We start from the raw sequence: 13815 nt of genomic DNA on the forward strand, positions 1-13815 counted from the left end.
GCGTTGTCCTTCTGGGGGGGGGAGGGGCGGGCAGAAGCAGTGGGGCTCGCTGATCGTAGTGCGGGAGTGGGGGCCGTCCGCAGTGAGGGCACGGGGAAGGGGCTAAATTTGAATGCTGGATTCTTATTACCTACGCTCGTGGTATGCGGCTGCTGCGCTCCACCGACCTGGCACTGCGCGTCCTGATGCGACTCGCGGTCGCCGGCGACACCACGCCCACGACCCGGCAGGTCGCGGCGGACATGGACGTGCCCTACACGCATGCCGCGAAGGTCGTCGCCGAACTCCAGCATCTGGGTCTGGTCGACGCCCGCCGCGGCCGGGGCGGCGGCCTCGCCCTGACCGAGAAGGGCCGTACGGCGTCGGTCGGCGCGGTCGTCCGCGTCTTCGAGGGGGAGGACGACGTCGTCGACTGCGACGGTCCGACGCCCTGCCCCCTGAGGTCCGGCTGCCGGCTGCGCGGCGCCCTTCGCCAGGCGCAGGAGGCGTTCTACGCGGCCCTGGACCCGGTCACCGTCGCCGACATCGTCACCGGGCCCACGGGCCCGCTCCTGCTGGACATCTCCCGGGGGCCGCAGGGCTGGTGACGCGCATGCGCCGTCCGGCCGTCCACAGGCGGGCGTTAGGGTGCGCGCGTGACTGACGCGAACCAGGGGACGGGTGACGAACTGTGGGACGAGTTCGTCAGAGAGTTCGAGAAGAGCGGGGGGATGCACGAGCCGAGCGCGGCTGAGCGCATGGCCGTCGCGCAGCGCCGGCGGCGCCGCGGGATCGTGGCGGCGTCGGCGGTCGCCGCCGCCGTGGCCGCCGTGGCCGGCATCGCGCTATGGCTGACCGCGGGCCACGGCGCCCGGCACGAGACGGCGGCCGGGACGGCGGGGCACGCGTCGGCCGCCCCCTCGCCGCGGCCGGCGAAGCCGTCGGCGCCGTCCACGGGGCCGGCCGCGATGGTCGCCGCCGACCAGGCGTTCCCGGCACACGTCGACGGTTTCACCAAGGTCAAGCAGTCGGGCGGTCCCAACTGCACGGGCTCGGGCATGGTCGGTCCCGAGCTGACCGCGCTGATCGACCGGAGCAAGGGCTGCCGGGGCGTCGTGGGCGCCCTCTACCGGGACGCCTCGCACAATGAGTACACGATCGTCGTGTTCGGCATGAAGGACCCGGCCGACGCCGTCCACCTGGTCACCACCCTGGGCGCGCATCCCACCGACTACGAGGTGGGCGTGCTGCTGCCGCCCGCCGGATCCGGCCTGAAGTCGCTCCCGGCGGACAGCGGACTGGTGCAGTCCTTCGCCGGGACCGGCAGGCTCGCGGTGGTCGGCCTGGCCCAGTGGTCGGACGGCCGCAGCGCCGACTACCAGGCCCTGGTCGACCGACTCCAGCCGCTGATCGGCGCGGTGACCAGGACGGCGGGGGCGCACGATCGGGGGTGACCGGGGGCGAAGACGGCCGGCGCGCACGACCAGGGCTGACCGGGGTGGTCAGGTTGGCCGGCGCGCACGACCAGGGAGGAGCGGGTCAGGCGGCCTGCTGCGCCAGCCACAGGTCCGGGCCGAACACCTCGTAGTGGATGTCGGCCGGGGCCACGCCCTTGTCGATCAGCTGGGCGCGCACCGCGCGCATGAAGGGCAGCGGACCGCACAGGTAGGCGCGGGTGCCGGCCGGCACGGCGACGTCGGCCAGGTCCACCAGGCCGGTGCGGGTGCCGGGCTCGGCGTCGCGCTCGTAGAAGAAGTGCACGGCCGCCTCGGGCAGCTTGCCCGCGTACAACTCGTGGTCGGCGCGCAGGGCGTGCTCCGCGGGGGAGCGGTCGCCGTGCACGACGGCGACCGGGGCGCCGTGGCCGCGGGCCGCGAGGTCGGCCAGCATCGCGACCATGGGGGTCACGCCGATGCCCGCGGACGCGAGCAGCAGGGGCGTCTCGGCCCCGGCGTCCAGGACGAGGTCGCCGTACGGCTCGGACAGGTCCAGGACGTCGCCGACGCGCACGCGCGCGTGGAGGTGGTTCGAGACCTCGCCGTCGGGCGCGGAGTCCGCGCCCTGCACGCGCTTGACGGTGAACTGGCGCACGCCGTCGCCCGGGGCGCCGGACAGGCTGTACTGCCGTATCTGCCGGGCGCCGTCGGGCAGCTCGACCTGGACGGAGACGTACTGCCCGGCGCGGAAGTCGCGCACCGGGCCGCCGTCGGCGGGCCGCAGCCGGAAGGTGACGACGTCGGCCGTCTCCTCCACGCGCTCCACGACCTCCCACGGCCGCCGGGCCGTCGTCCCGCTCTCCTCGTACAGCCGCTTCTCGATGGCCATCAGCGCGTTGGCCATCAGCCAGTAGACCTCGTCCCAGGCGGCGGCGACCTCGGGCGTGACGGCCTCGCCGAGCACTTCGGCGATGGCGGCGAAGAGGTGCTCGTGCACCACCGGGTAGTGCTCGGGGGCCACGCCCAGGGAGGCGTGCTTGTGCGCGATCCGGCTCAGCATGACGTCGGGGCGCTCGTCCGGGTGCTTCACCAGGTGCCCGGCGAAGGCGGCGATGGAGCCCGCGAGGGCCTGCTTCTGGGCGCCGGAGGCCTGGTTACCGCGGTTGAACAGGTTCCGCAGCAGTTCGGGGTGGGCGGCGAAGAGACGCGCGTAGAAGCGGTCGGTGATCTCGCCGATCGCCGCGCCCACGGCGGGAAGGGTGGCACGGACGGTGGCTGCGGACTGCTCGGACAGCATCGGATCTCCTCGGTTCTCGTCGGATCTCTTCACATCTCGACTGATCAGAACGCTATGAAAACTTGCATCTGAGATGCAAATTAAACGGGCGTGGCATCCCTCACGTCGGGAGGCGCCCGGCCGTTACGGATGTCGGTCCGAGCAGGCAAGATGGGCAACAGAGCAGTACAGCTGCCGTATGAGAGGCGTTCAGGCCGTGGACGCTGGGGCGATCAAGGTCCGCAACGCGCACGAAATGGTGCTGTGGTGGGATGCTCAGATGCCCGACCGCCTTCTGCGGGACCGGGGACAGGCGGCCTGACCAGCAAGGATGGGGAAGCGGAAGATGGACAAGCAGCAGGAGTTCGTGCTCCGGACCTTGGAGGAGCGCGACATCCGGTTCGTACGCCTGTGGTTCACGGACGTGCTGGGCTTCCTGAAGTCCGTGGCCGTGGCCCCCGCCGAGTTGGAGCAGGCCTTCGACGAGGGCATCGGCTTCGACGGATCCGCCATCGAGGGCTTCGCCCGCGTCTACGAGTCCGACATGATCGCCAAGCCGGACCCCTCCACCTTCCAGGTCCTCCCGTGGCGCGCCGAGGCCCCCGGCACCGCCCGCATGTTCTGCGACATCCTCATGCCGGACGGGTCCCCCTCCTTCGCCGACCCGCGCTACGTCCTCAAGCGCGCCCTCGCCCGCACCTCCGACCTGGGGTTCACCTTCTACACCCACCCGGAGATCGAGTTCTTCCTGCTGAAGGACCGCCCCCTCGACGGCTCGCGCCCGACCCCCGCCGACAACTCCGGCTACTTCGACCACACCCCGCAGGCCATCGGCATGGACTTCCGCCGCCAGGCGATCACCATGCTGGAGTCGATGGGCATCTCGGTGGAGTTCTCCCACCACGAGGGCGCGCCGGGCCAGCAGGAGATCGACCTGCGGTACGCCGACGCGCTCTCCACGGCGGACAACATCATGACGTTCCGCCTGGTCATGAAGCAGGTCGCGCTGGAGCAGGGCGTCCAGGCCACCTTCATGCCGAAGCCGTTCTCGGAGCACCCCGGCTCGGGCATGCACACGCACCTGTCTCTGTTCGAGGGCGACCGCAACGCGTTCTACGAGTCCGGCGCGGAGTACCAGCTCTCCAAGGTCGGCCGCTCCTTCATCGCGGGCCTGCTGAAGCACGCGGCGGAGATCTCCGCGGTCACCAACCAGTGGGTCAACTCCTACAAGCGCATCTGGGGCGGATCCGAGCGCACGGCCGGCGCCGGCGGCGAGGCCCCCTCGTACATCTGCTGGGGCCACAACAACCGCTCGGCCCTGGTGCGCGTGCCCATGTACAAGCCCGGCAAGACGGGCTCCGCCCGCGTGGAGGTCCGCTCCATCGACTCCGGCGCCAACCCCTACCTGGCCTACGCCGTCCTGCTCGCCGCCGGCCTGAAGGGCATCGAGGAGGGCTACGAGCTCCCGCCGGGCGCCGAGGACGACGTCTGGGCCCTGTCCAACGCCGAACGCCGCGCGATGGGCATCGAGCCCCTCCCGCAGAACCTCGGCGAGGCCCTGACCCTCATGGAGAGCAGCGACCTCGTCGCCGAGACCCTCGGCGAACACGTCTTCGACTTCTTCCTGCGCAACAAGCGGCAGGAGTGGGAGGAGTACCGCTCCGAGGTGACGGCGTTCGAGCTGAAGAAGAACCTGCCGGTGCTGTAGGCGCGGGGCCGTTGGTATCGGTTTCGGTCTTGTACCAGCGGTCTTGGATGTGCCCGGCCACGCGGTGGACTTCCCTTCTCGTCATGCCGTCTGCCGGGGTTGTTGTTGTCAGGCGGCGTCGCGATCGGAGTCCTTGCAACCGCTGACGTATGCCTTCACGTCAGCGGGGTCGTGGCGAAGGTGCCTGCCGATACGGAAGCCGGGCGGGCCGATGCGCTTCTTGCGCCACTGGTAGACGGTCTCTTTCGGTACCTCGAATGGCGGTCATGTCGCGGATAGGTGCCGCTGCGCGGTCGCGCAGCGGCACCGTGCGTGATGGCTGGTCAGCCGACGATGCGCAGCGGGCGGGTGTCGGCTTCCGCGGACACGTGGCGGCTTTCGCCGGGGTCTTCCGCCACGGATTCACCCTCGCTGACCTGTGGTGTTGCGGATGTTGCGCACTTCTCGGGGGAGGGGGGCCGCGGCGGGCCCGGGCATCGGCCAGGTAAACCCCTCACCGCACGGGGCCTGTCAAGGCTGCCGAGCCAGTACGTCTACCCGACAACACCCCGATACGGCCCCGAGGCATCCGGGTCGGCGCCGGCACCCCGAAGGGCTACTACGCCGACGGCCGTCGTCGTGCAGGTCGACCCAGGCCGCGTCATCCAGTCCGAGCAGGATCTCGAGGATGGCGGCGGTCGACATGCGGTCGGCGCCGCGGAACACGCGGTCGCGCAGGTCGGTCGGCAGGCGGCCCCCGAGAGTCTCGTCTCCTTCCCGGGCAGCTTGGTGAGTTCGACGCGGGCGACCCGGGCGCGCTCGGGCCGCCGGCCGCGTCGGCGACCGCGAGGAGGCGCCGCTCTCCTCCTATCGCTGGAGAAGTACCGGGGCGTGCAGCAAGCTGAAACGAGAGAAGCAGGGAGCGATGGCTATGGGCACGGAACCAACCTCTGATCCCCGTCACTTCACCCGGCGGCCTCGTACCGCCACCATCGCACTGGACGCCGACGGTACCGTGCTCGCGTGGAGTCCCGAGGCACAAGAGTGGCTCGGCTACTGCGCGGGGGAGGTTCTCGGAAGTCCGGTCACTTCCCTGCTCGCCGAGGAACCGGATCATGCCCGATTTGCGGCCCGATTGCAGGGGCAGGGCGGTTCGGTAGGCAGGATCAGCCTGCGTCAGCAGGATGGCTCGCACGTGCAAACATGGCTTCGACTGGATCCGATGCCGGGTCCCACTCATTCCGCACGCCTGTGGCTGGCTTTCGTCGCCGATATGGAAGGAGCGCGGCACGCCGACGAAGGCGCGGCGCTCCTGGAATCGATCTCCGAGAGTTCGAAGATAGGTATTTTCGTCTATGGGCCAGATTTGCGGATATCTTTCGTGAATTCAGCGGCGCAGCAATGGGCGCACCTCCCCGACAGTCAACTAGTCGGGCGCACTCTCGGCGAGGTTATGCCCAGTGAGCGAATCGCCGAGTACGAGAACGGACTGCGATACGTGTTGCGGACCGGCAGACCCATTGTTGGTGCCCGGTTTCGAAGTTTCGAAACCACGGGAATAATTTATGACGATTGGTGGACCTGTTCTATTTTTCGACTGGAAGGCAGGGCGGGCGAAATACTCGGAATTGCGAACGTCATGTTCGACATCTCCGAGTCCATGCGATCCCGCGGTCGCATCTCCCTGCTGAGTCGCTCTATCAAGCGCATAGGGACAAGTTTGGACGCGACACAAACGGCATCAGAATTCTGCGGCATGCTCACCCCGCAAGTTGCCGACTTCGTTGCGGTCGACATGCTTGAGCCAACAGGTGAAGCTCATCAGCTGAACACGTATGCGAGCCTGCCCAATGTCCCAATGCGGAGAATTGTAACCCGATCAGTTCAGGATCTGATCACGGCGGACCTGTCCGAGGAAGGGGCCGTAACGTGGTCTCCTGGATCTCCGCAGCTCGAAGCAATGCACACAGAGAGCCCCATCGTCCTCCGGCAACTCAACGAGAACACCACGTGGTATTCCATCGATCCGGTATCCGTTTCCGAACTCCTCGACCTGGGCGTCCACAGCGCGATGATGATTCCCCTCAGAACTTGTGACCTCACCATAGGAGTGGCAACCCTCCTCCGCTGGCGGAAACCCATTCCCTTCGAGACGGAAGACGCAATCCTGGTGGAGGAGCTGGCATGTCGCGCCGCCACGAGCATCGAAAATGCGCGACGCTACGCCAGAAAGCACGAGATCGCCTTCACTTTGCAGCGGCGACTTCTTCCCCAGTGTATTGAGCCGCATTCCGCACTGGAAGTGGCGTATCGCTATCTACCGGCGGACGCCAGTGTGGGAGTCGGCGGGGACTGGTTCGATGTCATTTCACTCGTGGACAACCGAGTCGCGCTGGTGGTCGGTGATGTCACCGGGCACGGCATCCAGGCCGCCGCGGCCATGGGGAGACTACGCGCGACAATATGCACCCTCGCAGCCCTCAACATGGAGCCCGGCCAGTTGCTCTTCCAGGCCGACAAGGTCACTCGCATGCTCGGCGAGGGTGCCGACGACCAGGACGTTTCGGCTGACGCCGAGGAAACGTGCAGTTGGGGTACCATCGGCGCCACATGCCTTTATGCCATTTACGACCCCGCCTCGCGGCACTGCACCATCGCGTGCGCCGGCCACCCGGCACCGATGTTCGTCACCGCGTCCGGCCATGTCGAACTTCCCGAAGTGGCCACAGCGCCACCTCTCGGTATGAACCTACTGGGGCACCCTTATCCCAGCACCGACCTCGAACTACCACTGGGGAGCATGATTGTCCTCTACTCAGACGGGTTGATTGAAAGTCGTGACCGGGACATCGACGCTGGAGTCGATATCCTCAAAAGAGGCTTGCAAAACATTGGAGCGGATCCGCAACGCGTCTGCGACATGGCACTTCGCACAATGATGACCGACGCAGGACCCCTGACCGACGACGTGACCGTACTCATCGCCCGTACCAAAGCGACGCCGGCTTGACTGGTTCCTTCTCAGCTGCGGCCTCGCCAGTCATTCGTCCCATCCGAACCCGGCCGAACGACGCCGTAGCTGCCCTCCGGAACCTCGTTCCAGACGCCGGCGAGGACACGGTCAGGCGAGCCGCCTCCGACAGCCCGCGCAGGGACTCGTTGTCCCAGTTCAGCGCCCGCAGGGCATCGGTGCTCCCAGCGTGCGTCGGACCGCCGGGCCCGCCGCATGGCGAAGGGGGGGCCGCACTCGGGACGGCCCCAGACTGCCCCAGACACAGCCGGCGGTGTCTCACCGCCCGACCGGGCCGGGGTGGTGCGCCGGCAGCCCCCGGCTCCCAGGCGCGCCTAGCATGCCCTGCGTGGCACCCCTGCTTGCCGTGTGCGCCGGGTACTTCATGGTCATTCTGGACGTCACGATCATCAACGTCGCCGTGCCCGTGGTGGGGCGGGAGCTGGCGGCCTCGCTCACCGGCGTCCAGTGGATCACGGACGGCTACACCATGGTCTTCGCCGGGTTCCTGATGACCGGTGGCGCGCTGGGCGACCGGCTCGGGAACCGGCGGGTGTTCTGCACCGGGGTCGCGGTGTTCACCATCGCCTCCGCCGCATGCGCCCTCGCGCCGAGCGCCGGCTTCCTCGTGGCGGCCAGGCTGGTGGAGGGGCTCGGTGCGGCGCTGATCGTGCCGGGGTCCCTCGCCCTGCTGCAGGAGGCCTATCCACTGCCGGCGGCCCGCTCGCGTGCCTTCGGGCTCTGGGGGTCGATGGCGGGCATCGCGGCCTCGGCCGGGCCGCTGCTGGGCGGGCTGCTGGTCTCCACGGTGGGCTGGCGGTGGGTGTTCCTCATCAACCTGCCGGTCGGGGCGGCATGCCTGGCGCTGACAGCACGGTACGTCGCGCGCTCGCCGCTCCGCGCCGACCGGGCCCTGGACTGGCCTGCGCAGTGCGCGGTGGTGGCCGCCGTGGCCCTGCTGACCGCCGCGCTGAACGAGGCCGGACGGCGCGGCTGGTCCGACCCCGCCGTGCTCGCCGGGCTGGGGCTGGCCCTCCTGGCAGGTGCGGCGTTCGTGCTCCGTGAGCGCCTCGCCCGTATCCCCGCCCTGCCGCTGCGGCTGCTGCGCTCCCGCACGATGAGCGGCGCCGCCGCCATCGGCCTGCTGTTCAACTTCGCCTTCTACGGCATGGTGTTCACCGCCAGCCTGTACTTCCAGCACCAGCGCGGCTTCAGCGCCCTGCGCACCGGGCTGGCGCTGTTCCCGGCGGTGGCGATGACCATGTTCGCCTCCGTCCTGTCCGGGCGGCTCGCCCGCCGCACCGGCGACCGCCCCCTGGTGATCTCCGGGATGCTCCTGGGCGCCCTCGGGCTGGGCGGCTGGGCGGCGGCGGGAGCCGATCCGGCCTACCTGCTCCTGGTGGCCCCGATGATGGCCACCGGTTTCGGCACGTCCTTCGCGCTCACCGGCTCGACCGCCACCGTGATGGGCGCGGCACCCCCGGCGTACGCGGGCGCCGCCTCCGCCCTGTTCAACACCACCCGGCAGATCGGCAGCGCCACCGGCGTCGCCCTCGGCGGCAGCCTCCTCGCCACCAGCGCCGACTACGGCACCGGCCTGCGCACCGGCATGCTCGCCGGAACCCTGGCCTACCTGACCGCAGCGGCCCTGGCATGGCGATGCGTGCCGGCCAAGTCCGGTGACAGGGGCGACCGATGACGCGCGGGCCCCTGCGGGGCGTTCTGACCGCAGGAGGTGGGGCCCGCGGCCGCGTACGGCGGGAAGGGGACGTGTCGGGTGGTGTCCGCCCGCAGCGGCCGGCGCCGACACCCCCACCCTTCAGCCGACAGCCCGCCGGACCGAGGACGGACACCACGCGGCGCGGCCCCGACCCACGACGAACCCCAGGCGCGCGCCCAGCCACGACGCTTCCGCACATGCGCCGCAGGCATGACCCCAAGCCACGACGCTCCCGCACCCGCGGCACTCCCGCTGCACCACGACGCTCCCGCACCCGTGCCGCGGGCACGGCACCCCAGCCGCACCAAAACGCCCCGCACCCGCGGCACTCCTGCTGCACCACAACGCTCCCGCACCCGTGCCGCAGGCGCGGCACTCCCGCCGCACCACGACGCTCCCGCACCCGTGCCGCGGGCACGGCACCCCAGCCGCACCAAAACGCCCCGCACCCGCGGCACCCCCGCTGCACCACGACGCTCCCGCACCCGCGCTGCGGGCACGGCACCCCAGCCACCCCAGAACGCCCCGCACCCACACCGCACGAGCGGCACGGACGAGGTTCCGGACGGTGGTCGCCCCGCACACCCCGCCGGAGGCGGCTACGCTCTGGCCAGGAAGTTTGATCCGAGGGGAGGCCGCGGATGACGCCGGGGCGCAGAAGCAGTACGTTCACTCGACTGCTCCGACACGGCTTCACGGACGCCGCATCGGCCGAGCGCCTACTGGACGGCCCCGAACTCGCGCCCGTACGCGACGACCCGGTGCTGCTGGAGGCCCTCGGAGCCACCGCCGACCCCGACCTCGCGCTGCGCGGCCTGGTCCGCCTGCTGGAGGCGCAACCCGACACCACCGCCCGCCGCGAACTGCTGGACACCCTCATCGCGGCCAAGCCCCTGCGCGACCGCCTGCTCGGCGTCCTTGGCGCCTCCGCGGCCCTGGCCGACCACCTGGCCCGCCACCCGAGCGACTGGCAGGTCCTGGTCACCTACGAGCCGCAGGACCTGCACCCGGGCCTCGCGGAGTTCGAGCGCGGCCTCGCCGAGGCCACCGACCCCGTCTCCCTGCGGGTCGCCTACCGCCGCTGCCTGCTGTCCATCGCCGCCCGCGACGTCTGCGGCACCACGGGCGTCGCCGAGACCGCCGCGGAACTCGCCGACCTCGCCACCGCCACCCTCCGCGCGGCCCTGGCCATAGCGAAGGCCGACGCCCCCGAGGACGCCGCGGCCTGCCGGCTGGCGGTGATCGGGATGGGCAAGTGCGGCGGCCACGAGCTGAACTACGTCTCCGACGTCGATGTGATCTTCGTGGCCGAGGCGGCCGACGGCGCCGACGAGGCCAAGGCCCTCAGGTCCGCGACCGGGCTCGCCTCCCACCTCATGCGGATCTGCTCCGAGACCACTGTCGAGGGCTCCATCTGGCCGGTGGACGCCAATCTGCGCCCCGAGGGCCGCAACGGCCCCCTCGTGCGCACCCTCAGCAGCCACCTCGCCTACTACCAACGCTGGGCCAAGACCTGGGAGTTCCAGGCCCTGCTCAAAGCCCGCCCGGTGGCCGGCGACGCTGACCTCGGCCAGGCCTACCTCGACGCCCTCGAACCCCTCGTCTGGAAGGCGGCCGAACGCGAGAACTTCGTGGCGGACGTGCAGAAGATGCGCCGCCGCGTCGTCGAGAACATCCCGGCCGCCGAGATCGAGCGGGAACTCAAGCTCGGCCCCGGCGGACTGCGCGACGTCGAATTCGCCGTGCAGCTCCTGCAGTTGGTGCACGGCCGCGCCGACGCCTCCCTGCGCAGCGGCACCACCCTCGACGCCCTCCAGGCCCTGGCCGCCGGCGGCTACGTCGGCCGCGAGGACGCCGCCCGCCTCGACGAGGCCTACCGCTTCCTGCGCTCGATGGAGCACCGCATCCAGCTCTACCGACTGCGCCGCACCCACCTCGTCCCCCAGGCCGAGGACGACCTGCGCCGCCTCGGCCGCTCGCTCGGCCTGCGCACCGACCCGGTCGCCGAGCTGACCCGCGAGTGGAAGCGGAACGCCACGGTCGTACGACGGCTGCACGAGAAGCTCTTCTACCGCCCGCTGCTCGACGCGGTGGCGCAACTCGCCCCCGGGGAGGCCCGCCTCAGTCCCGAGGCGGCCCGCGAACGCCTGGTCGCCCTCGGCTACGCCGACCCGGCCGCGGCCCTGCGCCACCTGGAGGCACTCGCCTCCGGCGTGAGCCGCAAGGCGGCCATCCAGCGCACGCTGCTGCCGGTCCTCCTCGGCTGGTTCGCGGACTCCGCCGACCCGGACGCGGGGCTGCTGAACTTCCGCAAGGTCTCCGACGCGCTCGGCAAGACCCCCTGGTACCTGCGGCTGCTGCGGGACGAGGGCGCGGCGGCCGAGAACCTGGCCCGCGTGCTGTCGGCCGGCCGGCTCGCGCCGGACCTGCTGATGCGCGCCCCGGAGGCGGTGGCGCTGCTGGGCGACGGCGACGGTGGCGGCCTCGCGCCCCGCGGGCGGCTCGCCCTGGAGCAGGAGATCCTGGCCGCGGTGGGCCGCGCGGAGAACGCCGAGCAGGGCGTCACCGCGGCCCGCGGGGTCCGCCGCCGCGAGCTGTTCCGGATCGCCGCCGCCGACATCGTCGGCTCGTACGGCACCGAGACCAGCCCCGCCGAGGCCGACCAGGGCGCCCTGGTGGACCGGGTCGGGGCCGCCGTGTCCGACCTCACCGCGGCCACCGTCGCCGGCACCCTGCGCGCGGTCGTCCGGGACGGCTGGGGCGACACCCTGCCCACCAGGTTCGCGATCATAGGGATGGGCCGCTTCGGCGGCCACGAACTGGGCTACGGCTCCGACGCGGACGTGCTCTTCGTGCACGAGCCGTGCGACGGCGTCGACGAACAGGAGGCGGCCGCCGCGGCCAACCGGGTCGTTGCCGAGATGCGCCGCCTGCTGCAACTGCCGAGCGCCGACCCGCCGCTGCTGATCGATGCCGACCTGCGGCCGGAGGGCAAGTCCGGCCCGCTGGTGCGCACCCTGACGTCGTACGCGGCCTACTACCGCCGCTGGTCCCTGGCCTGGGAGTCGCACGCGCTGCTGCGGGCCGAGCCGGTCGCGGGGGACCAGGACCTGGGCCGCCGCTTCATCGAGCTGATCGACCCCCTGCGCTATCCGGCCCGCGGCCTGCACGAGGACGCCGTGCGCGAGATCCGTCGGCTGAAGGCCCGCATGGAGTCCGAGCGGCTGCCGCGCGGTGCCGATCCCAGGCTGCACGCCAAGCTGGGCCCCGGCGGCCTGTCCGACGTCGAGTGGACGGTCCAGCTGCTCCAGCTCCAGCACGGTCACGAGGTGCCCGGCCTGCGCACCACCCGCACCCGCGCGGCCCTGGCCGCCGCCCAGGAGGCCGGGCTGCTGGACGCGGAGAACGCGGCGATCCTGGACGAGGCGTGGGTGCTCGCCACCCGGGTGCGCAACGCGGTCATGCTGGTCCGCGGCCGGGCGGGGGACACCTTCCCCACCGAGCCCCGGGAGCTGGCCGCGGTCGGCCGCTACCTGGGCTACGGCGCCGGCCACGTCGGCGACATGCTCGACGCCTACCGCCGTACCACCCGCAGGGCGCGCACGGTCGTGGAGGACCTCTTCTACGGCGACGGCGGCTGACACACGCCACCGCACCCCGCCCCCGGTCTTTCACGATCCGGCACTGAGCCCGCCCCCGCACCCCGCCCTCGGCCTTTCAGGAACCCGCACCTGAGCCGCGCCCGAGCCCCCCACCCGAGCCCAACCACACCGTCCCCGGCGCCCTACCCCGCCGGTGCCTCGGCCGGTTCCGGGCCGCGGGACCGTGCCGGGGCGAATCTCGGCAGGGTGTACGGCAGTGAGCCGTACCAGAGCCGGGCCGTCGTGAAGCCGAAGGCGAGGCACAGCACCCCGCCCACCGCGTCCAGCCAGAAGTGGTTGGCCGTGGAGACGATCACCAGCAGTGTGGCCGCCGGATACAGCAGGCCCAGCACCCGCACCCACGGCACCGACGCCAGCGCGAAGACGGTCAGCCCGCACCACAGCGACCAGCCGATGTGCATGGACGGCATCGCCGCGTACTGGTTGGACATGTGCTTCAGGTCGCCGGAGGCCATCGAGCCCCACGTGTGGTGCACCATCACCGTGTCCACGAAGTGCCCGCCGCGCATCAGCCGGGGCGGGGCGAGCGGGAACACGTAGTAACCGAGCAGCGCCACACCCGTCGTCGCGAACAGCACCAGCCGGGCCGCCGCGTACCGGCCGGGGTGCCACCGGTACAGCCACACCAGGACGCTGATCGTGATGACGAAGTGCAGCGTGGCGTAGTAGTAGTTCATGCCGATGATCAGCCAAGTCACCGAGTTCACGGCATGGTTGACCGACCGTTCGACCGCGACGCCCAGATGGTCCTCGACGTTCCAGATCCAGGTCGCGTTGCGCAGCGCCTTGCCCCGCTGCTCCGGCACGGCGTTGCGGATGAGCGAGTACGTCCAGTAACTCAGCGCGATCAGAAGGATCTCGAACCACAGCCGGGGCCTGCGCGGGCGCCGCAGCCGGCCCGGCAAACCCCCGCTGTCCTCGCCCGTGACGGCCTGCGGAACGGCCACCCCCTCGCGACCTTCCGGCTCTGTCACGGTCGAGTCACTCATAGGCACAGAGTCTGCCAGAAAAGGCTTCCGCGCCCGATCATCCCAAGGTCGGGTCC

Annotated in this window: 9 protein-coding genes and 1 pseudogene; 7 read left to right on the forward strand and 3 right to left on the reverse strand. The window is 70.9% G+C overall.

Going from position 1 to position 13815, the window contains the following annotated elements; translation table 11 throughout:
- Positions 1-143 precede the first annotated feature (143 nt).
- Together ACLU3S_RS10310 and ACLU3S_RS10315 are read left to right on the forward strand one after the other, a co-directional pair.
- Complete coding sequence (locus ACLU3S_RS10310) at positions 144-587, forward strand: RrF2 family transcriptional regulator (RefSeq protein WP_413951450.1); 444 nt, start codon at positions 144-146, stop codon at positions 585-587.
- Positions 588-635: 48 nt separating this feature from the next.
- Positions 636-1433 carry a hypothetical protein gene (locus ACLU3S_RS10315; RefSeq protein WP_413951451.1) on the forward strand — a complete coding sequence of 266 codons (798 nt, stop codon included), beginning with the start codon at positions 636-638 and terminating at the stop codon, positions 1431-1433.
- A gap of 85 nt (positions 1434-1518) precedes the next feature.
- On the opposite strand, the gene ACLU3S_RS10320 is transcribed toward ACLU3S_RS10315, so the two are convergent.
- Entirely contained in the window at positions 1519-2712 is a 1194-nt protein-coding gene (locus ACLU3S_RS10320; RefSeq protein WP_413951452.1) for a globin domain-containing protein, read from the reverse strand.
- A gap of 178 nt (positions 2713-2890) precedes the next feature.
- On the opposite strand from ACLU3S_RS10320, the gene ACLU3S_RS10325 reads away from it, so the two are divergent.
- Both ACLU3S_RS10325 and ACLU3S_RS10330 read left to right on the forward strand, forming a co-directional pair.
- Entirely contained in the window at positions 2891-3013 is a 123-nt protein-coding gene (locus tag ACLU3S_RS10325; RefSeq protein WP_413951453.1) for a hypothetical protein, read from the forward strand.
- Between the two features lie 24 nt (positions 3014-3037).
- On the forward strand, positions 3038-4399 hold the full coding sequence (locus ACLU3S_RS10330; protein WP_413951454.1) for a glutamine synthetase family protein: 1362 nt from the start codon (positions 3038-3040) through the stop codon (positions 4397-4399).
- 108 nt (positions 4400-4507) lie between these two features.
- Here ACLU3S_RS10330 and ACLU3S_RS10335 read toward each other — a convergent pair.
- A pseudogene (locus tag ACLU3S_RS10335) lies at positions 4508-4657 on the reverse strand (DNA-binding protein); the annotation flags it as partial.
- A gap of 652 nt (positions 4658-5309) precedes the next feature.
- Here ACLU3S_RS10335 and ACLU3S_RS10340 point away from each other — a divergent pair.
- From ACLU3S_RS10340 to ACLU3S_RS10350, 3 genes are all read left to right on the forward strand, one after another.
- Entirely contained in the window at positions 5310-7388 is a 2079-nt protein-coding gene (locus tag ACLU3S_RS10340; RefSeq protein WP_413951455.1) for a SpoIIE family protein phosphatase, read from the forward strand.
- A gap of 340 nt (positions 7389-7728) precedes the next feature.
- Positions 7729-9087, forward strand: a complete 1359-nt coding sequence (locus ACLU3S_RS10345) for an MFS transporter (protein WP_413951456.1) — start codon at positions 7729-7731, stop codon at positions 9085-9087.
- A 662-nt stretch (positions 9088-9749) separates the two neighbouring features.
- Complete coding sequence (locus ACLU3S_RS10350) at positions 9750-12749, forward strand: bifunctional [glutamine synthetase] adenylyltransferase/[glutamine synthetase]-adenylyl-L-tyrosine phosphorylase (protein ID WP_413951457.1); 3000 nt, start codon at positions 9750-9752, stop codon at positions 12747-12749.
- A 143-nt stretch (positions 12750-12892) separates the two neighbouring features.
- On the opposite strand, the gene ACLU3S_RS10355 is transcribed toward ACLU3S_RS10350, so the two are convergent.
- Complete coding sequence (locus tag ACLU3S_RS10355; protein ID WP_413951458.1) at positions 12893-13759, reverse strand: phosphatase PAP2 family protein; 867 nt, start codon at positions 13757-13759, stop codon at positions 12893-12895.
- Positions 13760-13815 lie beyond the last annotated feature (56 nt).

Origin of the sequence: Streptomyces sp. AF1A (genome assembly GCF_047340315.1) — a bacterium.
In the GTDB taxonomy this organism is placed as follows: Bacteria; Actinomycetota; Actinomycetes; order Streptomycetales; family Streptomycetaceae; genus Streptomyces.